At 75.6% G+C, this 20,930-nt stretch carries 23 protein-coding genes; 4 read left to right on the forward strand and 19 right to left on the reverse strand.

Going from position 1 to position 20,930, the window contains the following annotated elements; translation table 11 throughout:
• Positions 1-3: 3 nt before the first annotated feature.
• Positions 4-501, reverse strand: a complete 498-nt coding sequence (locus CHC04_RS06190) for a GNAT family N-acetyltransferase (protein ID WP_089403005.1) — start codon at positions 499-501, stop codon at positions 4-6.
• Positions 502-511: 10 nt separating this feature from the next.
• Positions 512-934 (reverse strand): RDD family protein, encoded by a 423-nt coding sequence (locus tag CHC04_RS06195; RefSeq protein WP_089403006.1) that lies wholly within the window; start codon positions 932-934, stop codon positions 512-514.
• A gap of 220 nt (positions 935-1,154) precedes the next feature.
• On the opposite strand from CHC04_RS06195, the gene glnA reads away from it, so the two are divergent.
• Positions 1,155-2,591 carry a type I glutamate--ammonia ligase gene (gene glnA / locus CHC04_RS06200; protein ID WP_089403007.1) on the forward strand — a complete coding sequence of 479 codons (1,437 nt, stop codon included), beginning with the start codon at positions 1,155-1,157 and terminating at the stop codon, positions 2,589-2,591.
• On the opposite strand, the gene CHC04_RS06205 is transcribed toward glnA, so the two are convergent.
• From CHC04_RS06205 to CHC04_RS23955, 3 genes are all read right to left on the reverse strand, one after another.
• Positions 2,579-3,193 (reverse strand): SDR family NAD(P)-dependent oxidoreductase, encoded by a 615-nt coding sequence (locus CHC04_RS06205; RefSeq protein ID WP_089403008.1) that lies wholly within the window; start codon positions 3,191-3,193, stop codon positions 2,579-2,581. The two genes, glnA and CHC04_RS06205, sit on opposite strands and share 13 nt — an antisense overlap.
• Before the next feature lie 695 nt (positions 3,194-3,888).
• The gene (locus CHC04_RS06215) at positions 3,889-5,628 is read right to left on the reverse strand and encodes a GAF domain-containing sensor histidine kinase (protein ID WP_089403010.1); all 1,740 of its coding nucleotides are present in this window, start codon (positions 5,626-5,628) and stop codon (positions 3,889-3,891) included.
• 154 nt (positions 5,629-5,782) lie between these two features.
• Entirely contained in the window at positions 5,783-6,286 is a 504-nt protein-coding gene (locus tag CHC04_RS23955) for a pyridoxamine 5'-phosphate oxidase family protein (protein WP_176449837.1), read from the reverse strand.
• 207 nt (positions 6,287-6,493) lie between these two features.
• On the opposite strand from CHC04_RS23955, the gene CHC04_RS06225 reads away from it, so the two are divergent.
• Both CHC04_RS06225 and CHC04_RS06230 read left to right on the forward strand, forming a co-directional pair.
• On the forward strand, positions 6,494-7,360 hold the full coding sequence (locus CHC04_RS06225; RefSeq protein ID WP_089403011.1) for a CPBP family intramembrane glutamic endopeptidase: 867 nt from the start codon (positions 6,494-6,496) through the stop codon (positions 7,358-7,360).
• Positions 7,357-7,770, forward strand: a complete 414-nt coding sequence (locus CHC04_RS06230) for a nitroreductase family deazaflavin-dependent oxidoreductase (protein WP_089403012.1) — start codon at positions 7,357-7,359, stop codon at positions 7,768-7,770. The genes CHC04_RS06225 and CHC04_RS06230 overlap by 4 nt, the downstream gene beginning before the upstream one ends.
• 146 nt (positions 7,771-7,916) lie before the next feature.
• Here CHC04_RS06230 and CHC04_RS06235 read toward each other — a convergent pair whose 3' ends face one another.
• The 12 genes from CHC04_RS06235 to CHC04_RS06285 all read right to left on the reverse strand — a co-directional run bounded on the left by CHC04_RS06235 (position 7,917) and on the right by CHC04_RS06285 (position 18,217).
• Positions 7,917-8,585 carry a hypothetical protein gene (locus tag CHC04_RS06235; RefSeq protein ID WP_141233697.1) on the reverse strand — a complete coding sequence of 223 codons (669 nt, stop codon included), beginning with the start codon at positions 8,583-8,585 and terminating at the stop codon, positions 7,917-7,919.
• Positions 8,582-9,115, reverse strand: a complete 534-nt coding sequence (locus tag CHC04_RS24485; protein ID WP_217897195.1) for a hypothetical protein — start codon at positions 9,113-9,115, stop codon at positions 8,582-8,584. The genes CHC04_RS06235 and CHC04_RS24485 overlap by 4 nt, the downstream gene beginning before the upstream one ends.
• A gap of 36 nt (positions 9,116-9,151) precedes the next feature.
• Positions 9,152-9,367 (reverse strand): hypothetical protein, encoded by a 216-nt coding sequence (locus CHC04_RS24490; RefSeq protein WP_217897196.1) that lies wholly within the window; start codon positions 9,365-9,367, stop codon positions 9,152-9,154.
• Positions 9,364-10,476 carry a hypothetical protein gene (locus CHC04_RS06245; protein WP_089403014.1) on the reverse strand — a complete coding sequence of 371 codons (1,113 nt, stop codon included), beginning with the start codon at positions 10,474-10,476 and terminating at the stop codon, positions 9,364-9,366. Before CHC04_RS06245 ends, CHC04_RS24490 begins: the two co-directional genes overlap by 4 nt.
• 133 nt (positions 10,477-10,609) lie before the next feature.
• Entirely contained in the window at positions 10,610-12,046 is a 1,437-nt protein-coding gene (locus tag CHC04_RS06250) for a nitroreductase/quinone reductase family protein (RefSeq protein WP_089403370.1), read from the reverse strand.
• Positions 12,047-12,066: 20 nt separating this feature from the next.
• On the reverse strand, positions 12,067-12,915 hold the full coding sequence (locus tag CHC04_RS06255; protein ID WP_141233698.1) for a hypothetical protein: 849 nt from the start codon (positions 12,913-12,915) through the stop codon (positions 12,067-12,069).
• 112 nt (positions 12,916-13,027) lie between these two features.
• Complete coding sequence (locus tag CHC04_RS23455) at positions 13,028-13,438, reverse strand: hypothetical protein (protein WP_141233699.1); 411 nt, start codon at positions 13,436-13,438, stop codon at positions 13,028-13,030.
• 210 nt (positions 13,439-13,648) lie between these two features.
• Entirely contained in the window at positions 13,649-14,287 is a 639-nt protein-coding gene (locus CHC04_RS06260) for a CPBP family intramembrane glutamic endopeptidase (protein ID WP_141233700.1), read from the reverse strand.
• Positions 14,288-14,345: 58 nt separating this feature from the next.
• Positions 14,346-15,395, reverse strand: a complete 1,050-nt coding sequence (locus CHC04_RS24495; RefSeq protein ID WP_217897197.1) for a hypothetical protein — start codon at positions 15,393-15,395, stop codon at positions 14,346-14,348.
• A 14-nt stretch (positions 15,396-15,409) separates the two neighbouring features.
• Positions 15,410-15,943, reverse strand: a complete 534-nt coding sequence (locus CHC04_RS06275) for a flavodoxin family protein (RefSeq protein WP_089403017.1) — start codon at positions 15,941-15,943, stop codon at positions 15,410-15,412.
• Between the two features lie 297 nt (positions 15,944-16,240).
• Positions 16,241-17,593, reverse strand: coding sequence for a dicarboxylate/amino acid:cation symporter (locus tag CHC04_RS06280; RefSeq protein WP_089403018.1), 1,353 nt, complete (start codon positions 17,591-17,593; stop codon positions 16,241-16,243).
• Positions 17,594-17,818: 225 nt separating this feature from the next.
• Entirely contained in the window at positions 17,819-18,217 is a 399-nt protein-coding gene (locus CHC04_RS06285) for a hypothetical protein (protein ID WP_245817023.1), read from the reverse strand.
• Between the two features lie 186 nt (positions 18,218-18,403).
• Between CHC04_RS06285 and yidD the strand changes: the two genes are divergently transcribed.
• Positions 18,404-18,799 (forward strand): membrane protein insertion efficiency factor YidD, encoded by a 396-nt coding sequence (yidD, locus tag CHC04_RS24770; RefSeq protein WP_245817024.1) that lies wholly within the window; start codon positions 18,404-18,406, stop codon positions 18,797-18,799.
• A gap of 2 nt (positions 18,800-18,801) precedes the next feature.
• Here yidD and CHC04_RS06295 read toward each other — a convergent pair whose 3' ends face one another.
• Together CHC04_RS06295 and CHC04_RS06300 are read right to left on the reverse strand one after the other, a co-directional pair.
• Positions 18,802-19,350, reverse strand: coding sequence for a DUF1353 domain-containing protein (locus tag CHC04_RS06295; RefSeq protein WP_245817025.1), 549 nt, complete (start codon positions 19,348-19,350; stop codon positions 18,802-18,804).
• Between the two features lie 38 nt (positions 19,351-19,388).
• Positions 19,389-20,894, reverse strand: coding sequence for an MFS transporter (locus CHC04_RS06300; protein WP_089403019.1), 1,506 nt, complete (start codon positions 20,892-20,894; stop codon positions 19,389-19,391).
• Between the last annotated feature and the right edge of the window lie 36 nt (positions 20,895-20,930).

Here is a 20,930-nt window from a genome sequence, read left to right on the forward strand (position 1 = left end):
GCCTCAGAGCCGGTCGAAGGGCGCGGCGTAGCGGAAGGTGCCGCGCGGGGCGGCGTCGGCCAACGCCCGAGCCTGGAAGTGCACGCCCCAGGCGGGGTCGGGCGACCCAATCCCCAGGTCGGCGGCGGGCAGGAAGCCGAACCGCCGGTAGTAGTCCGGGGACCCCAGCAGGACGGCCAGGCGCTCACCGGCCGCCTCGGCGACGGCGAGCAGGGCGTGCACCAGGACGGTGCCCACGCCCGCGCGCTGCCGGTCGGGCCGCACGCCGACCGGCCCGATGCCCAGCGCGGGCGCGCCGGCCGGCTGCACCCGGCCGCGGGTGGCGATCACGTGCCCGATCACCTCCCCACCGTCGACGGCGACCAGCGACAGGTGCGGCAGGAAGCCGGCGTCGCGCCGCAGCTCCCCGACCAGCCGGGCCTCGACGTGGGTGGGGAAGGCCGCCCGGTGGACGGCGTCCACGGCGACGGAGTCCGCCGGCCGCTCCCGGCGCACGATCACCGGCGGACCGTCAGCGGTCCCGGACGACGGCGGTGTCGGTGACCCGGTCGTGCAGGCCGCGGCCGTCGGCGTCGACGACGAGAGCGGGCACCAGCAGCATGAGCAGCCCGGTGCGCACGACGGCGCGCCACAGCGCCAGACGGGCCGCCGGCCGCGGGTGGGCCAGCCGCAGCCCGAGCAGGCGCATGCCCGGCGTCTGCCCCACCGCCACGAGGAACACCACGTAGACGACGGCGAAGGACAGCAGGCTCCAGTTGCCCGGCAGGTCGGGCGCGGTGAACAGGCCGGCGACGACGGCGGAGAGGACGGCGTCGACGAGGAAGGCCAGGACGCGGGTGCCGAAGGGGGCGAGCGAGCCCGGACCGTCACCGGGCAGACCCAGGGAGGCGCCCCGCCGGCGCTCCTGAGAGGGTGGCTGCGCGTCCCCGACCATGCGACAAGCCTAGTTGGAGGACCCTCCTGCCCCCCGCCCCTCGCGCGCTCGCGACGGGACCCTGCAGGAGGGCCGTTCCCGTTCGTCACCCGGGCCCGTCCGAGAACGGCCCGTGCGACACGCCGGGGCCGTTGTTACCGCCCCGAAACAGTCGGGACACCCCCGGGCAACCGCCCGGCCATAGCGTTCCAGCGGCTGTCCGCCCACTCCCGGAGGATCGATGTTCACCAGTCCCGACGAGGTCGCCGCCTACATCCGCGACAACGACGTCGAGTTCGTCGACGTCCGCTTCTGCGACCTGCCCGGCGTCATGCAGCACTTCACCATCCCGGCGTCGGCGTTCGGTGAGGACACCTTCTCCGACGGTCTCGGCTTCGACGGGTCCTCGATCCGCGGCTTCCAGGCCATCAACGAGTCGGACATGCTGCTGCTGCCCGACGCCAACAGCGCCTTCGTCGACCCGTTCCGCAAGAGCCGGACGCTCAACGTCAACTTCTTCATCCACGACCCGATCACGCGGGAGGCCTACAGCCGCGACCCGCGCAACGTGGCGAAGAAGGCCGAGGCGTACCTGGCCAGCAGCGGGATCGCCGACACCGCCTACTTCGGGCCGGAGGCGGAGTTCTACATCTTCGACTCGATCCGCCACTCGACCGGGATCAACGAGGGCTACTACCACATCGACTCGGTCGAGGGCTCCTGGAACTCCGGCTCCCCCACCGGCGAGAACGGCGTCGGCCCGAACCTCGGCTACAAGACCCGCGCCAAGGGCGGTTACTTCCCGGTCGAGCCCTACGACCACTACAGCGACCTGCGCGCGGACATGATGAGCAACCTGGCCGGCGTGGGGCTCGAGCTCGAGCGCGGGCACCACGAGGTGGGCACCGCCGGGCAGGCGGAGATCAACTACAAGTTCGACACGCTGCTGCGTTCCGCCGACAGCCTGATGCTGTTCAAGTACGTCATCAAGAACACCGCCTGGCAGGCGGGCAAGACCGTCACCTTCATGCCCAAGCCGCTGTTCGGTGACAACGGCTCGGGCATGCACTGCCACCAGAGCCTCTGGAAGGACGGCGAGCCGCTCTTCCACGCCGAGACCGGCTACGCGGGGCTGTCCGACACCGCCCGCCACTACATCGGCGGCCTGCTGGCCCACGCCCCGTCGCTGCTGGCCTTCACCAACCCGACGGTGAACAGCTACCACCGGCTGGTGCCCGGCTACGAGGCGCCGATCAACCTCGTCTACTCCGCCCGCAACCGCTCGGCCTGCTGCCGCATCCCGATCTCGGGTGACAACCCCAAGGCCAAGCGCATCGAGTTCCGGGTGCCCGACCCGTCGGCCAACCCCTACCTCGCCTTCTCGGCGATGCTCATGGCCGGCCTCGACGGCATCAAGAACAAGATCGAGCCGCCGGCGCCGGTCGACAAGGACCTCTACGAGCTGCCGCCCGAGGAGGCCCTGGGCATCGAGAAGGTGCCCGCGTCGCTGGACGCCGTCCTCGACCGGCTCGAGGTCGACCACGAGTACCTCGTCGACGGCGGGGTGTTCACGCCGGACCTGATCGAGACGTGGATCGAGTACAAGCGGGAGAACGAGATCGACCCGATCCGGCTGCGGCCGCACCCGCACGAGTTCGCGATGTACTACGACATCTGATCCCCGGGGGCGCCACCGCCCCTGACCTGCACGTCCACACGGCCCCCGCCAGGATCTCCCCCGGGTCCCTGGCGGGGGCCCCCGTCACAGGCCGGGATCACGCCGTGGACGGTGCTCGCCTCCCCCGGCGCCGGCCACGCGATCGCGGCGGCCGGCTCCTCCGGCCGGGCGATCGGCGGGGTGGTGGCCTGCCCGACGGGACCGACGACGTGGCCGGCGAGCGCCGAGCGCCCGAGCGCCTCGATGGCGGTGGCCACGGGTCCGGGGGCGACGACGTCGCACCGGATCCCCTGCTCCCGGTGGGAGAGCGCGGTGCTCCTGGCCAGGCCGTCGACGGCGACCGTCGAGGCGGCGTGCGCGACTCCGGACGCGGAGGCGCGGGACCCGGCCCCGGACGACACGTCGACGATCACCCCCTCGCCGGCGACGGGGACCAGCGGCAGCCCGGGGATCCTCTCGAGCAACGGCTCCAGGCGCTGCTCGGAGATGTCCGGGGCCACGACGTGCGGGCCCTCCCGCGCCAGGCGCAGCGCGGTGGCTCGACCGATGCCGGATCCGGCGGCGGTGCGTCCCGCGAGGCGGTCGGGGTCGATCTCGGACACGGGTCCCTCCCGGCTAGAAGGCTCGTTCGAAGTCCGTCTGCTCCTGCACGCCGCAGCGGCGGCAGGTGTGCACCTGCTGCAGCTTGAGCAGGAAGCTGTCCGGGCCGACGTACTGCCACGGCCCCCACCGGTGCAGGACGCGAGCCTCCGCCCGGCCGCACCGCCGGCACCGGCGCTCCTGCTCACAGCGATCGGCGGTCAGGTACTCGAACTCCCCCCAGGCGTGCTCCTGCTCCTGCTCGACCTCGCCACAGCGCCTGCACGTCCGGACACGCAGACATCCCCCGCCGAGACACGTCCAGGCCCCGGTGTGCCCGAGGACCCGGCACGACGTCCTGGCCAGCCGACCCACCTCCTCGACCCGTCGACGGCCGGGCCCCGCAGCCGGCGTCGCACACCGGCGGTGCGGTGGTACCGCACCACGAGGATGAGCCACCCGGAGGCACGGGGCGAGCGGTGACCGGCTGCCGCCTGCGGCCGGTCGCCGCCCCGCCGTCCGCTCCGCTCCGCTGACCGGCACCCGCGGCGGGATCACGGGGATCCGCCTCTCGCGCTGCGTGCCGCGGAGCCGAGTGCGGCCAGCCCGCCGGCGAGCAGGACGGCGGCGTCGTGCGGGCACCGGTCGGCGACGCACGGCTCGCCCCGCTGGGCAGGGTCGCCGAACGGGCCGTCCGGTGCGGCGCGGTGACCGCCGGTCATCCCAGCGGCGCTGTCCAGCGCAGCCGGGTTCCGCCCTCGGGGCGGCGCTCGGTGCTCGCCTCGCCGCCGCGGCCGTGAGCACGGGCCTCGAGGTTGCGCAGCCCGGACCTCGCGACCCGCTCGTCGATGCCACGGCCGTCGTCGGCGATCTCGACCACGACGTCGTCGGCGACGTCGACGGTGACGGTGACGTGTGTCGCGGCGGCGTGCCGGGCGGCGTTGCTGACGCCCTCGCGGACGACGGCCTCGAGGTCGGCGGCGAGCTCGCCGGTGACCAGGCTGTCGACGGCCCCCGACATCCGCACGGTGGCCGTCAGGTCCTCACCGGCGGTCTCGGTGACGACGTCGAGCAGCCGCCGCCGCAGGCTGTCGGAGCCCTCGCTGTCGGAGGTGTGCAGGTCGAAGACGGTGGTCCGGATGTCCTTGACGATGCCGTCGAGGGAGCGGATGGCGTCGAGCAGCCGGCGGCGCAGAGCCGGGTCGGTGGCCCGGGGCAGCGCCGCCTGCAGCCCCAGCCCAGTGGCGAACACCCGCTGGATGACGTGGTCGTGCAGGTCCCGGGCGATGCGGTCGCGGTCCTCGTAGACGTCGAGGCGGCGGGCCTGCCGCTGCCGGGCGGCGGTGTCCAGGGCCGCTGCGGCCTGGTCGGCGAAGACGGTCACCAGTGGAGCGGTCGCGGTGTCGAACTCCTCGGCGCCGGCCCGCCGGGCGGCGATGAGGACGGCGTCGTCGGCGTGCCTGCCGCACAGCGGGACGGCGATGCACGGTCCCCAGTCGATGTGCGCGTTCGGGCCGTCGTAGGCCAGGCCGCTCATGTCCAGGGTGACCACCTCCCCGGCGGAGGCCTGCACCGCCTCGAGCACCGGGCTGTCGGCCGGGGTCAGGCCGGTGCCCGCGATGTCGGCGAGCCCGCTGCCGCTCTGCGCGACCACCCGGTAGGTGCCGTCCGCGTCGGGGCCGATCAGCAGCCAAGCGCCGTCGGCCTCGGTCAGGGTGCGCACGCGCTCGCCGATGAGGTCCAGCGCTCCGTCCGGCGACTCCGCCGTGACACGCTCGAGCAGCTCGGCGCGGACGTCGGCGATCGCGGCCAGCCAGCGCTGTCGGCGCTCGCTCTCCTCGTACAGGCGGGCGTTGTCGATCGCGATGCCCGCCGCGCCGGCCAGGGCGGTGAGCACCGCCTCGTCCTCGGCGGTGAACTCCCCGTGGCGCTTCTCGGTCATGTACAGGTTGCCGAACACCTCCCCGCGGACCAGGACCGGGACGCCGAGGAAGGTGGTCATCGGCGGGTGGTGCGGCGGGAACCCCACCGCCGCGGGGTGCTCGCGCAGATCGACGATGCGCAACGGGTACGGATGGCTGATCAGCTGCCCGAGCACGCCCTTGCCCTCCGGCAGGGGCCCCATCCGTGCGCGCAGCTCCTCGTCGATGCCGACGGTGATGAAGTCGCTCAGCCCACCGTGCCGGCCGAGCACGCCGAGGGCCCCGTAGCGGGCGTCGACCAGCTCGGTCGCCGACTCGACGATGCGGCACAAGGTGCCGCGCAGGTCCAGCCCGGTCGCGACCGAGAGGAAGGCGTCGAGCAGGTGCTGCACCCGCTGCTGGCTGCGGGCGACGGTCGCCAGTCGCTCCTGGACCTCCCCGACCAGCTCGGTCAGCCGCATCCCCGACAGCAGCGTGGCCGGGTCACCGGTGTGGCGCGACTCCGTGTCCTCGGCCGACGTCGACTCATCGGTCATGCCGTCGAGATTGGCACGATCCGGTTCCGGAGGCAGCCATCCGTTCTTCCCTGGCGTCGACGGCAGCAAACGGTGACGGCAAACCCACCGTGCGTCGCACGCGGCGGAGCTCCACACCGTCACCGGCCCCAGCCGCCACGGGGAGGCCACCGGCTCACGCGCCGGCGCGGACCCGGTCGACCTCGTCGGTCCTGCGGCCCTGGGAGAGCACGCGCCAGCCGGTCACCTGGCTGGTCTCCACGACGATGTAGCAGCCGCTCCGACCGGCCCAGAGCCGCAGTCCCAGGTCGTCGAGCGCGGCGATCTCGTCGCTGCCGGTCACGACCCGGGCGTGCCCCACGACCGTCACCGCCCAGGCACTGCCGTCGCCCCGGTCGACGGAGTCGACCTCGAACGCCACGACCGCGCGGCGGCACGCGGACGCCTCCCGGCTCCCGGGCAGCGCCGGGATCACGACCCGGCCGTGACGCACGGCGAAGGGCACCGGGGTGATCGCCGGCAGCGCGCCGGTGGTGAAGCCGAGCCGGCCGACCGCCGCGCCCGCGAGCAGGGTCCGGCACTCGGACTCGGTCAGGACCTCCCAGGTCCTCGGGGTCCTCTCCGGCAGGCTGCACCGTCGGTCCTCCTCCGCTGCGGCGTCGGGTCCGGTGGCCGCCACGACCGCCCGGGGCGGGCGTCGCGGGCTCGCCGCACCGGGAGTCTCCCCGTCTGCGGTCGCGGCACCCCGGGGCACTTCGGCCCCTCCGGCGCCGCATCGGTCACCGCTGACGGGAGCGTGTGACGGCCGGTGGCCGGGACCAACGGCCGGTCGCCGGGGGACCTTTCCCGCTCCAGGCCGGTCCCGGCTGCCGGGACCCTGAGCGTCATGACCGGCTCCCCGCAGGCGCGGACGCTGCCCGACACCGCCTCGCCGGCGGCAGGGTGGGTGGCCCGCCACCAGCTGCCCGCGTTCTTCCTCCTGGCCTTCGGCGGCGCGTGGCTGCTGTGGCTGCCCGGCCTGGTCGGTGTCGGCGGCGCCGGCGGCTTCCTGCTGCTGGCCCTGGGTGCGCTGGCCCCGTTCGCCGCTGCCGTGGTCGTCATCCGGTCCAGCGGTGGAGATCTGCGCGGCTGGCTGCGCGGGCTGCTCGTCTGGCGGGTCCCGGCCCGGTTCTGGGCCTTCGCCCTCGGCGTGCCCGTGGCCCTGCTGGTGGTCGTCAACGCGGTGCTGGCGCTCACCGGCACCCCGATCGACCTGGGGCTGCTGGCGCAGCGGACACCGGCCTACCTCGCCGGGTTCGCCGTCGTGGCCACCGTCGGCGGCGGTCTGGAGGAGCCCGGCTGGCGCGGCTTCGCCCTGCCCCGGCTGCAGCGACGCTTCTCCCCGCTGGGCGCGACCGCCGTCCTCGGCCTGGCCTGGGGCGTCTGGCACGTGCCGCTGTACGGGCCGCTGGGGTTCGTGCTCCCGGCCTTCCTCGCCGTCTACTACACGTGGCTGTACAACCGGACCGGCAGCGTGCTGCTGTGCGTGCTGCTGCACGGCAGCTTCACCCCCGCGATCGACGACCTGGTGCTGACCGCGGACTCGCTCGCGGTGGACCTGGTCGTCCTGGGCACCGTCGTGGCCGGCGCCGCCGTGCTGGCGGTCGCCACGCGGGGCCGCCTCGGCCTGCCCCGCGCCGAGCCGGCGCTGCCCGGACCACGGCCTGGTCAGGTGCCGGGCGCCTCGGCCCACCCCGACGGAGGTGTGGCATGACCACGGCGGACAGGTCCCGCCCGGCCGGTGGCGACCGGCCGCTGCTGGGGCTGCGGCGCAGGCCCGGCCGGCTGGCGCGGGCGGTGTTCCGGCTACCGCTGAAGGCCTATCAGCACGACGCCGGGCCGGCGGTGGGCCGCACGTTCCTGGCGTTCACCCACCTCGGCCGCAGGACCGGCCGGCCGCACCAGACGGTGGCGATGGTGCTGCGCCACGACGAGGCGACCGGCGAGGCCGTCATCTGTGCCGCCTGGGGACCGCAGACCGACTGGTACCGCAACCTGCAGGCACACCCCGCGACGACGGTGCAGCTGGGCGGGGCGACGTTCACCCCGCGGCAGCGGTTCTTTCTGACGACGAGGCCGTCGACGTCGCCCGCCGGTTCCGCCGGGAGCACCCGCACCGGCTGAGGTTCTTCAGCCGCGTCCTGGGCTGGGGCGACCTGCGCGACGACGCCGCCCTGCGGCGGTTCGTCCGCGGCCACCCGTTCGTCGCCTTCCGGCCGGCGGAGCCGGGGCCGCCCGCGGAGTAGCGCGGACCAGGGACCGGTGACCGGTCAGCCGACCGCGGCCAGGTCCCCGGCGGTCGTCGCCTCCGCCCGCGTCCTCACCCCGCGCAGCATCTGCCGGGCCATGACGAAGTCGGCCGGGACGACGACGGCCAGGTAGAGGGCCTCCACCCACCACGGCCGCAACCGGAGCCGGCTGCGCAGCAGGAACCGGGTCCGGTCGCCGGGCAGCCGGTCGAGCACGAACGCCCAGGTCCAGTCGATGGTGGCGCCGTACCTCTCGGCCCACCCCGGGGGCAGGTGCTCCCGGGAGTGCAGCACCAGCTGCCGGGACGGCTCGAGCAGCCGCACGACGAACCCGGTGTGCTTCTCCGGGGAGCCGTCGAGGACGCGGTCGCCGACCCGCAGGTCCTGCCACTCGGCCACCAGGTGGTCGGCGCTGGGCCCGTTGTCCGGGAACAGCAGCAGGTCGACCCAGCGGGCGGTGTACCACTGCGCGCGTCCCCAGCCCATCTGCACCAGCCACGGCCACACCCGCTCGGGCGGGGCGTCGACGGTGATCGCGTGCGTGGTGGTCGCCTGCGGCGCGGCGACCAGGTCGTCCCCCGGCAGGCGCCGTCGGCGTTCCTCCCGGGTCGCGCCGTGTGTCCGGCCGAGCCACTGCAGGCCGACGTGGCCGGCGACCGCCGCTCCCGCGGTCACGGCGGCCGGTCTCACGGGTCCTCCACCGGCGTGGTCCCCGCGCCGGCACCGGTGGCGGCCGCCGGGGCGTCGCCGGCGGTCATCGCCCGGACGAGCTGCTCGGTGCGCTCCCGGGTGACCCGCCAGCGGCGCTCGTTGTCGTGCACCAGCTCGGCGGACTCGCAGCACAGGTCCGCGGCGCGGGAGACGACCTCGGCGGTGGCGTACAGCCGGCGGGGAGCGACCCGGGGCCCGGCCAGGTCGGCGCGCACCGCCGCGGGGGTGAGCTCGATGCGCTCGAGCATGTCGGCGGCGCGGGCCAGCAGCGTGGCGATCAGCGTCTGCACGTGCGCGGCCAGCCAGTCGTTGCTGATGATGCGGTGCCGCTCGCCCATCACGTCGGCCAGCTCGTCGAACTGCAGCATGGTCGCGGCCGTCTGCCAGGAGGCGGCCATCGCGTCGGCCAGCCACCGCCCCCCGCCGGCGAAGGTCTCGGCGTCGGCGCGCAGCTCGCCGATCATCGCGGTGAGCTCGGCCGGACGGCCCTCGCCCTCCATGAACAGCACCCCGTCCAGTGCGGTCGCGGCCTCGCTGTCGAGGTCCTAGGCTCCCGCGAAGGGGCTCACGGCCCGGGAGGCCGCGGGCTCGACGGTGGTCCACCGGTCCGCGAGCGCCAGCAGGGCACGGGCGTGCCGCTGCAGCCGCAGCGCCGTCTCCAGCGGAGCCGAGGCGTAGAAGCGCTCGTGCTCCCCGTGGAACCGGGCCAGGTTCAGCGCCGCGTCCAGCAGCGGGTCCGGTCGCGCCGGTCCGGCGCTCACCGGCGTGCCTCCGTTGCGGCGGGGCCCGCGTGCGCGGCTCCCCGGGTGCCCGGGTCCGGCCGCAGGCCCGCGACCAGCACGGCGGCCGCCCCGGTGATGGCTGCGGCGATGAACGGCTCCTGCGGATCGAACGCCGTGGCGCCGGGGATGCGGGCCGCCGCCTGGGCGGCGAGGGCGAGCACGTAGTCCACCTGGACGACGGCGCTGGCGACGAGCAGCACGGCCCCGAGCACGTACCCCCACGGCCGCCGCCGCCAGAGCAGCACGGACGCGGTGGCGTAGCCCGGCACCAACGTCGTCAGGTCCATCGCGTAGCCCAGGTGGCCGACCGGGGCAGGCTGGAGCAGGAGCCCCTCCTCCGGCGGGGCGCCGGTCACGGCGAACCGGAGGGAGAACCAGGTCCACATCCCCCCGAGCGAGGCAGCCAGCAGTCCCAGCACGGCGCTGACCGCGCGGACCGGCGTCCGCGGCCGGATCCGGTCGGCGATCGCCGCGACGTCGAGGGACCGCAGCGCCAGCACCAGCGCCACGGCCGCCAGCCCGAACAGCGCCACGTGGACCAGGAAGAGCGCGTTGAACGCCGCCCCGAAGACGTGGTAGGCGTACGTGTAGACGACGGAGGCGAGCATCCCCGCCCACAGCAGCTCGGCCCGGGGAGAGCCTCGTCGGGCGCGGGCCAGGGCTCCTGCCAGCAGCGGGGTGGCGACCGTCAACGACCCCAGGTCGTAGGCGCGGAAGGTGGCCGCGTTGGCCGGTGCGTCCCGGTACAGCCCCCGCCAGGTCAGCCCGGCCACCGACGATGCCGCCATCAGCCCGGCGACGGCGACCGACAGGCGCCGCGCGAGGCGCCGGTCGGCGGCCCCGGTCGTCCCGGCGCCCGCGGCGGCGGCGGTCACCCCCTCGGCCGGGACGGGGTCCGACCCGCTGCCCACGACGGGGTCTGCCGCACGGCGCAGGAGATGCCGCAGCGCGGCGGTCCCGCGCGCGACCGACGTGCGCAGCGCGCGGCGCAGCGACGCGGCGCCGTCGCCGATCGCGGACCGGAGCCGCTGCCCGAGCTGCCCGCCCCGCAGCGAGCCCGGCCGGGGACACGTCGTCGACGAGGTCATCGCTCCACCACCCCTCCCGGTCAGCCTCCAGGGCGGGGACCGGCCGGCCCAGGGCTGGTGGTCATCCCCACGAGGGTCGGACGACTCCTCGCGGGCGAGCCCACCAGCGCCCCCGCCGGCGCCCACGGACCCGTCACCCGGTGTCCGGTCGCACCGCGAAGACCGGGAACCGGTCGGCCACGGCGGCGATCTCCTCGGCGGCGAGGTCCGGGCCGACGCCGAAGAAGGCGCGCGCCTCCCGGGCGACCGCCGTCGAACCGGGCCGGCGAGCCGCTCGCAGCACGTAGGAGCGGATCACCGGCGCACGCTCCGCGGGAGGCACCTCCACCAGCGTCACCGCCTGACGCCGCCGGTGGCGGGCGAGCACCACCCGGCCACCCGCCGCGCGGACGTTGCGCACCCACTCGGACTCACCGGTCAGCGAGACCAGGTGGCCCTGCCCCTCGTACCGGGCCAGCACCAGGGTGGTCCGCCGGATCACGCCGCTGCGGCGGCCCGGGACCTCGAGGGTTACCACGTAGCCGGGGCTGAGCCCCAGGGCGGTCAGGACGTGTCCCAGCCACTGCAGCCGGGCGTAGAGCCGCGGCGGTGGCCGGTACCGCTCCGGGCCGGGGGCCCCGAGGGGCACGAGGACGCGGTCGAGCCGCGGGCGGCGATCGAGCTCCTCGCGGTCGAAGGAGCGCAGCGCCTCCGCCGTCCCGGCCGCCAGCGGGTACCCGTGCCCGGGGAGCAACGTCCGGGGTCCCAGCGCGGCCAGCGCCGCCACGGACCGCCGGGCCGTCTCCCGGTCCCAGGTCGTGTACCAGGGCGGTCCGGCCAGCCGGTGCCGCCCGCCGAGCAGCCCTGACGCCGCGTTCAGGTCCACGGTCACCAGCGCGTCCCCGGAGACCAGCACGCCGTCGGCACGGCGCAGGTAGGCGACGGACCCGGGCGTGTGCCCGGGTGCGGCGGTCCACTCCCAGTCGGGCAGCCCGGGCACGACGCCGTCGGGGTCGAGGGGACGGGTGACGTCGGTGATGTCGCCCGCGGCCTCGATGCGGGACCGGGTCCTGGCCGGCAGCAGGTGCATGATCGGCACGAGGACCCAGTGGTCGAGTGGCATGTCGAAGTCGGGGAGGTACTTCCCGGCGGCCATCGGCAGCTCGTCCGGGTGGACGTACACCGGCACGTGCCAGGCGCGGGCGAGGTCGCCGGCGGCGCCGGAGTGATCGGGGTGGACGTGGGTGAGCAGGATCGCGGTCGGGCGCGCGGCGGGACCGAACAGTGACTCGGCCGCCCGCCGGATCTCGCCCGCGTCGCCGGCCCACCCGGCGTCGATGAGGACCCACGACCCGCTGGAGCGGACCAGGTAGGCGTTCGAGGCCGGCGTCCCGCAGCCCACCGTGACCACGTGCACGTCGGCAGCGACCGTGAGGGGGCCCCGCCGGTCGGCCCGAGGTGGCCAGCGGCCGGGACGCCGTTCCGGGTGGGCCTCGAGGCCGGCCCGGACCCGCCGCTCCGACCGGGCACCGCCGAACCGCTCGAACACCGTCAGGCGGGGGCGGGTCTCGTGCCGTTCGTCGGCCCGCATCGCGTCTCCTCCGTCCGCGGTCAGGGCGCGGTGGCCGCCCACAGCTCCAGCGTGGTGGTGGGGTCGGGCCGTCGCGGGCGGTCCACGACGGCGCGCAGCAGCCAGCGGAGGGTGAACTCCGGCGCGCTGATCGACGGGGCGGGCAGCGGCAGCGGAGGCCGGAGGGTGAAGGGCAGCCGCAGCACCGCGCCGGGTTCCAGGTCGAGGGGTCCGGCCACCGCCGCGGTGGCGACCACGGTCGTCGCGGCGCGGTCCTCCTCCAGCGGCATCTCCGGCGAGCGGGCCGGCACCTGCTCGGCGAGCACCAGCTCGACCCGCACGCCACGGGCGCGACCGGTGCGGCAGGGGGTCACGGTCACCGTCCCGGTCAGCGGGACGCCGCCGGACAGCCGCCGGCCGGTCACGTCCTCGATGCCGAGGACGGCCACGCCGGCGTCGTCGACGACCGCCGTCGTGTCGGCCACCCAGCTGCGTTCCGCGGCGCGCGAGGTGACGCGCACCGCGGTACCCGCCTCCGCGCCGCGGCCGTGGGACACGTCGAGCCGGGCGCGGACCGCGTACGCCTGCTGCACGAGGTAGCCGTCGACACTGGCCTCCCCCGCCGGCACGGCCAGCGTCACCGAGCGCACCAGGTGCTGCCCGGCGACCAGCGGCCCGGCCGGGTCGACGTCGGCGCGGTCGAGGACGGCGGAGCGGCGGAGGCTCACCGTGGCGCCGGCGCCCATCCAGCCCCGCTCGGCGTGGGCCACCATCCCGTGCCGTACCAGCTCCACCTGCCCGCCGGTGACCTCGGTCGGGCGGTCGGCGGCGAACCGGACGGTGACCTCCAGCGGCTGCCCGGCCTCCACCGTCGCCTCCGCTGCGCTCACCGTGAGTCCGGGCGCCCGCAGCGGCGCCGTCACCACGAGTGCCCTCGCGACCGCCGCGAGGGGTGGCGCAAGCGCGCTCGCGCCGGCCGTGGCGGCGTCCCGGCGCGGCGCGTCACCGGCCGGCTCCGGCCGTCCACGGCTGCGCCGGCGGTCGGGCGGGCTGGTCGTCCGGCCCGGCGACCAGGTAGAGGACCATCCCGACGATGCCGAGGCTGACCAGACCGGTGACCAGCAGCACGAGGAACCAGGTCTTGTCCTCCAGCCGGGCGGTGACCACCAGTGCCGCCACCCAGGCGACCAGCAGCCCCACCCCGGCCGCCAGCAGCACCAGGACGCCGACGATCGCCAGGGCGATCAGCACCCAGCCGCCCGCGCCCGCGTCCACTCCCACCACGTCGGGGCCGCGGGTGACGAGCACGTCGTTGGCGATGGCCAGTCCGCCGCCCAACGCCATCAGCGCCAGTCCCGCCACCACGGCGAGCAGGCTCCCGACGAACAGCCGGGCGATCTGCCGCTTGCCCATCCGAACCACCTCCAGGACTCCCCGCCAGGCTCGCGGGCGGAGGCGGTGGCCGGGCAGGGGCGCGGGTCCCGCGCCAACCGGAGGGTCCGTCCCTGCAGCCGAGGACCTCCGCCCCTGCCCGTTCCGGGACGTCGGGGGATCGGGTGCGACCGGCCCTCCGTTCGCCGGGGCGGTGCCGGGCCACGGTCCCCGGTCGGCGCGGGCCCGGAATCAGCGGCCCAGCCAGAAGCGGGCCACGCGGACGCCGCAGGCGTCGGTGAGCACGTGCGGCAGCAGGACGGACCGCAGCCCGCCGGTGCGCCAGGCGACGGCGGTCGACGCCGCACCGACCACCGCCGCGCCGAGCAGGAACCCGGCACGGCCGCGGGAGGACGGCAGGACCAGCTGCGGAGCCAGGTGCCAGGCGGTGAACCCGGCCAGCGGCCACAGCGCGCCGCGCACGACGTCGTCCGGGAACTCGGCGAGGAACAGCCCCCGCCACAGCACCTCCTCGCCCACGGCGTTGACCGCGGCGGTGCCGGCCATGACCGCGGCGACCTGCCCGTCGACCAGACGGCGGTCCGGCAGCAGCGCGGCACCGACGGCGCCGGCCACCGGGAACGCCAGGATCGCGACGTCGACCGGGCCCGGTCGGCGTCCGGCGCGCAGCACGCGTGCGACGCCCCGCGGCCCGAGCACCCACAGCGGGAAGCCGAGGCACCAGCCGGCCCAGTAGACGGCGAAGCCGACGACGTACGCCGGCCTCGGCGGCAGCAGGCGCCGCAGGACGGCGAAGGCCGCGGCCATCGTCACCGGTACCGCCACCGGGGCGGCCAGCGTCGCCTCCCGACGGCAACGGTCGGCCGTCACCTGGGGGTCGGCCCCAGTCGCCGGACCACCTCCACCGCCAGGCGGGAGGTCCACGCGGTCAGCGTCCGCGGTGCAGAGCGCGCCGGTGCAGCCAGCCGATGAGCACCAGCAGCGGCAGGTGGATCGCCGGCAGGTTCGCCGCGAACCACCGCGGCAGGTAGATGTCGGTCACCGAGCCACTGGTCGCACCGGCCCGCTCGGCCAGGCCGGTCAACGGGCAGCGGAAACCGCCGGCGGCGAAGACCAGGCACTCGCCGGCGACGACCGCGGCGGCGGCGGCCGCCCGCCGGTCGCTGCGGCCCCGCAGGCCCGACCAGACCAGGTAGCCGACGCAGGACTCGATCGACGCCCAGGCCGCGGTGTGCACCGCCCTGATCGCGGCCAACCGCCGTGGGCGGACCGGGAGCGGGACGCGGCGGCGGTGCTCGGCCTCGGCACGCTCCCGGATGCCACGCAGCATCCGGCGCACCATGGGCCAGTCGCCCAGCTCCAGGAGCACGATCCCGGCCGGGTGCCGCCAGTCGTAGGCGAACCGCAACCGCGAGACCAGCCGGGTCCGGCCGTCGGGCAGCGGCGTCAGACGCCAGGCCCAGGTGCTGGACGGCGTCCGCCACAGCATCCACTCCGGCGCCTGGAAGGAGTCGACGACGAAGGCCGTCGTCTCCGTCGGCTGCGGTGCCATCGGCAGCCACCGGCCGACCTCGAGGTCCTGCAGCTCCGGCACGATCTGCCGGGCGCTGGGGTGCGCGAGGTCGTCGAGCAGGTCGTCGGCGTACCAGCCGGCGCGCAGGCAGCCGACCTGCACCAGCCAGGGCCACACCTCCGCCGGCGGCGCGGCGACGGTGATCGCCCGGGTGGCCTGCAGCTGCGCCCGCGGGAACACGTCGTCGCCGGGCATCGGCGCGGCGACCTCCGCGCGGGTCGCCCCCCAGCGGCGGTGCCAGGGCCGCAGCAGCGGCGCCAGCACGAACCGGGGCAGGTCGGCGACGACGTCACGGACCTGGCGGGCCAGGTCGGCCGCGGTCGGCCGCAGCGGCACCCAGCCCGGCGGCTGCGGGGCGGGCGGGGTGTCGGCGGCGGGGCCGGCCACGACCCGGGTACCGGTCACCGGTCCCACCGGCCTCAGCTGCTCACGGACCGGGACGCCACCAGCTCGGCGAGGGTGGCGCCCCAGGCGCGGGCGCGCTCCTCCTCACCGGCGACCAGCGGGCCCTTCGTGTCGACGACGGAGAAGTGCTCGGAGGGGGTGACGACCCGCGCCCCCAGCTTGCCGAGCAGTTTCTCCTCCGTCCGCGACGCGTGGTCCATCCTGGTCAGCACCGGGTGGCCGCTGCCCCGGGTGTCGAACGCGGCCGCGGCGATCCCGGCCGGTGCCCGGACGGCCTCCAGCCACTCGTGCAGACCGCGACCGGTGTCGGCGATGTCGGCGCCGTACTGCTGCACCGCGCTCTCCCGGGTGGAGGGGCGGGGCATCCCGAAGGCGTGGTTCGGCCCGCCCACGACCAGCAGCCCGACGTCGGGGCCGAGCTCCGCCGGGGCCTCGGCGGCCGCGACGACGTCCGCCGGGAGGGAGGCCGACAGCCCCTCGGCGATCGCGTGGGCGATCGTGCGGGCGTCACCGAACACGGACTCGTAGACCACCATCGCGCGGGTCATGCGCTCACCACCTCGTCCCTCGGCTGTTGACCGGTACGACGCTAGGCAGCGGCCGCACGGTGCCCCACCGGCGAAGGACCCGGTCGGCGGGGGCCGACGGTCCCGCGGAGCGCGGAGGAGGTCCGGCGGGCCGCGGGATCGCAGGCTGGACGGGCCGTCGGGCCGCGTCCGGCCCCCGGCCACCGACGTGCGGACGCCTCCTCACCGGGGTCGTCCGGGCGGGCCGCGACCCCCGACACGGCGACGGGCCGGTGACCCCGCGAGGAGGTCACCGGCCCGTCGCCGGTGGTGCTGCGGTCAGACGGCCGCGGGCGCGCGCAGGTCGGCGTCGAAGCCGCCGGTCTGCTCGGGCAGCGGGCCGGCCGCGCGGCCGGAGCGGAACCGCTCGACGTCGAGGATGCCCTCGCGCTTGGCGACGATCGTGGGCACCAGCGCCTGGCCGGCCACGTTCACCGCGGTGCGGCCCATGTCGAGGATCGGGTCGATGGCCAGCAGCAGGCCGACGCCGGCCAGCGGCAGCCCGAGGGTGGACAGCGTCAGCGTCAGCATGACCACCGCGCCGGTGACCCCGGCGGTGGCGGCGGAGCCGACGACCGACACCAGCGCGATGAGCAGGTAGTCGGTGACCGACAGGTCGACGCCGAAGAACTGGGCCACGAAGATCGCCGCCAGCGCCGGGTAGATCGCCGCGCAGCCGTCCATCTTCGTCGTCGCGCCCAGCGGCACGGCGAAGGAGGCGTAGGACCGCGGCACCCCGAGGCTCTGCTCGGTGACCCGCTCGGTCACCGGCAGGGTGCCGATCGAGGACCGGGAGACGAAGGCCAGCTGGATCGCCGGCCACGCACCGGCGAACCACCGCAGCGGCGAGAGGCCGTGCAGGCGCAGCAGCACCGGGTAGACGACGAAGAGCACCAGCGCCAGACCGGCGTAGACGGCGCCGGCGAAGACGCTCAGCGAGCCCAGCGACTCCCAGCCGTAGCTGGCCACGGCGTTGCCGATGAGACCGACGGTGCCGATCGGGGCCAGCAGGATGACCCACCAGAGGATCTTCTGGACGATCGCCAGGGCGGAGCGGACCAGCCGCAGGAACGGCTCGGCCGGCTCGCCGACCTTGAGGACGGCGACACCGACGGCGACCGCGATGACGATCAGCTGCAGCACGTTGAACGACAGCCCGATCGAGCCGTCGTCGGCGGCGGAGGCCTGCAGGCCGAGGACGTTGCCGGGCACCAGGCCGGTGAGGAAGTCCCACCAGCCGCCGGTGGTGCCGGGGTCGGTGGCGCTGGCCGCGTCGACGGAGCTGTTGCGGCCGGGCTGGGTCAGCAGGCCCAGGCCGATGCCGATGGTGACGGCGATGAGCGCGGTGATCGCGAACCACAGCAGCGTCTGCCCGGCCAGCCGGGCGGCGTTGGACACCTGCTTGAGGTTGGCGATGCTGACGATGACCGCGGTGACGATCAGCGGCGGGACCAGCGCCTTCAGCAGCGTGACGAAGGTGCCGCCGACGGTCTGCAGGGTGCTGGTGAGCCAGTTGGGCGTGCCGTCGGCGACGGGGCCCATCTCGCGGGCCACGAGGCCCAGGGCGACGCCGACCACGAGGGCGAGGAGGACCTGCGCCGCGAACGGGACGCGGCGGAGACGTGCGAGCACGGACGTGCCTTCCGGGAGGGAGGAGGGGATGACGACGCGCGGGCGGCACCGGTCAGCCGGCGCTCGTCACCCGGCACAGGTCCACCTCACGGCAGCGCGTGAGACCCCAGACGTTCCGCACGAGGAGGTCAATGCGGCCGGCCCCGCGCCGCATCCCGGCTGTGGGCGGTCTCACGCCGGGTCAGCGCGGGGCGCGTGCCGCGGTGTCCGGCCGCGGGTCCCGCGTCAGGCGGCGTCGTCCTCGGCGACGGTCCCGTCCCCGAGGCCGACCATCACCTCGTTGGTCTGCAGGGTGACCAGCCAGGCCAGCGCGTGGTCCTCCACCGACCGGCCGGTGACGCGGGCGATCGCGTCGAGCTGGGCGGCCACCAGGCCGCGGGCGGCCTGGTAGACGTCGGCGGCGCTGACCTCCACCTGCTGCTCGGTCAGCCACAGCCCGCCGTCGGGCAGGACGCGGACGCGGGGCTGGTCGCCGACGCCGAGGTCGGCGGCGGCGCTGCTGAGCACGGACATGCCGGCGCGCAGCTCGGTCAGCCGGTGGTCGGGCTGTGCCGGCTGCGGGGACGACGGCTGAGGGGACGACGGCTGGGGGGACGACGGCTGGGGGGACGACGGCACGGTCATCGGGTGCCTCCTGGAACGGGCCCGCGGGCCTGGGGTCGTGTCCCCAGGTTCGGCAGTCCCGCCACCGGAGCCGGGCACCCGTGGGGCGGGAGGGAGCGCACGGGACGGGCGGGACGAACCGTTGCACGCACGACGCGCGCGGGCGGACCTTCCGCCCGCGACGGGTGCCGTGCACCATGCCGCCCCGTGATCAACCGCCCGGGCTGCACCCGACGCCGAGCCTCCCGACGGTCCCGGCGCTCCGGCGGCTCCTCCTGGGACGGCTGCGACGAGGGCTGCGACGCCCTGAGCCTGTTCAGCCTGCTGTGGTCGGCGCTGCCCGCGGCCCTGGTCGCGCCGGCTCCGGTCGGGACGCCGTGGGCCGCGCGGTGGCCGGCCCGGCTCGTCGTCGGCTACCGGCAGCGGGTCAGCCCCACCCGCCCGCCGGTGTGCCGGTTCACCCCCACCTGCTCCACCTACGGCCTGCAGGCGCTGCGCACCCACGGCCTCCTGCGCGGCGGGCGGCTCACCGTGCGCCGGCTGCGCCGCTGCCGGCCGGGCGCGGGCGGCAGCGACCGGGTCCCGGCACCGCGGGGCGGATGAGGTCAGCGGGCCCGCCGGCCTCTACCCCGGCGCCGCGACCACGGCCGCACGCCCGAGCTGCCCGAGACCAGCCGCTCGGCGGCGGCGTAGACCAGCAGGCCCGGGACGACCACCACGGACGGCAGCACCAGCGGGGTGGCCAGCAGCGACACGGCGAGGACGCCGGGCGCCGTCGCCAGCCAGCCGCGGCGGCGCTGCGGATCGGCCAGCGCCCCCCACCGGACGCCGGTCCACATCAGCCAGCGCAGCAGCACCGGGACGTCGGCCTCGCGCATCGCCCGGCGGAAGAGGCCGTCGGCCTGCCGGGAGGTGACCACGCCGGTGGCGATGCCGACGGTGCACAGCCAGTCGTGCAGCACCGCCGCCAGCGTGTAGCGCCCGGCCTCGGGCACCAGCCACAGCACCGGCCGCGGCACGGTGGCCAGGTCGGTCTCGAAGCCGGCCGGGACGACGAACCGCTCCTCCCGGCCCCGGTAGGCCAGCGGCTCGACCAGCGTCCAGCCGCCGGCGCCGGTGGTGCGCAGCACGGCCGACGGCGGGTCGAAGGGCACCCCTCGATCCTGCCGCCGGCCGGCGACCGCCGCCCGGGTCAGGACCGCGGCCGGGCGGCGCCCTCGACCCGCGTGCCGGGACGGCGGGCGGCCAGCGGCGTGGCGACGTCCTCGAGGGACTTGCCCTCGGCGTCCACACCGAGGAAGGCGGCCACGACGCCACCGAGGACCATCACGCCGGCGCCGATGAGGTAGCCGACGAACAGCGGCCCGGTGCTCTCCCCCTCGCCGATGAGCTTGCCGTAGAACCACGGGCCGAAGGCGCCGAAGAGCTGGGCGATGGCGAAGAAGACGGCGATGGCCTTGGCCCGGACCTCGAGCGGGAAGATCTCGCTGACGGTGAGGTAGGCCGAGCTGGCCCCGGCGGAGGCGAAGAAGAAGATGATCGACCAGGCGATGGTCTGGGTGATCGCGTTGAGCACCCCGGCCTGGAACAGCACGGCGGTGATCGCCAGGAGCACGCCGGACAGGACGTAGGTGAACGCGATCATCCGGCGGCGGCCGACGGTGTCGAACAGGTGGCCGAGCACGAACGGGCCGGCCAGGTTGCCGACGGCGAAGGCGATGAAGAACAGCGGCACCGACCCGCTGTCGACGTCGAAGAAGTCGGTCAGCACCAGCGCGTAGGTGAAGAAGATCGCGTTGTAGAGGAACGACTGGGTGATCATCAGGGTGGCGCCGAGGACCGCGCGGCCGGGAAACTCGCGGAAGAGCACCCGCAGCAGCGCGAGGTAGCCGATGTCGGTGGCCGGCGTGAGCTCGATGGCCCTGCTCTCGTCGACCTCCGGCAGCCGGGTCCCGCCGTGCTCGACCTCCCGCTCGATGAGGCTGATCGACTCCTCGGCCTCCCGCTCGCGGCCGTGCATGACCTGCCAGCGGGGGCTCTCGGGCAGGTGCCGGCGGACCACCAGGATCACCAGGCCGAGCACCGGGCCGAGCAGGAAGGCCAGCCGCCAGCCCAGGCTGACGTCGACCACGTTGAGGAACACGAAGGTGCCCAGCGTCCCCAGGACGGCGCCGCCCCAGTAGGTGCCGTTGACGGCGATGTCGACCCGGCCGCGGTAGCGCGCCGGGATGAGCTCGTCGATGGCGGAGTTGATCGCCGCGTACTCACCGCCGATGCCCATGCCGGCGACGAACCGGGTGAGGTACAGGAACCACACCCAGCCGGTGCCGTTGCCCAGGGTGAGGGCGGTCAGGCCGCTGCCGACGAGGTAGACCGCCAGCGTGATCATGAACAGGTTCCGCCGGCCCAGCCGGTCGGAGAGGTTGCCGAACAGCAGGGCACCGAAGACCTCGCCGAGCAGGTACACCGTGGCGATCAGGCCGGCCTGCGCCGCGGTGAAGTCCAGCGTGTCCGGCTCGGTGAGCACGGCGGTGACGGAGCTCGCGACGGTGATCTCCAGGCCGTCGAGGATCCAGGCGACCCCGAGGGCGACGACCATCCGCGTGTGGAACGGCGACCACGGCAACCGGTCGATCCGCGCGGGGATGAGGCTGCGGATGGCGCCGGGCGCCTCCGCCGGCTTGGACACACTCGTCATCGAGCACCTCCGGGTCGGGAACCGGACCGCCCTCTA

This window comes from Geodermatophilus saharensis (genome assembly GCF_900188205.1).
In the GTDB taxonomy this organism is placed as follows: domain Bacteria; phylum Actinomycetota; class Actinomycetes; order Mycobacteriales; family Geodermatophilaceae; genus Geodermatophilus; species Geodermatophilus saharensis.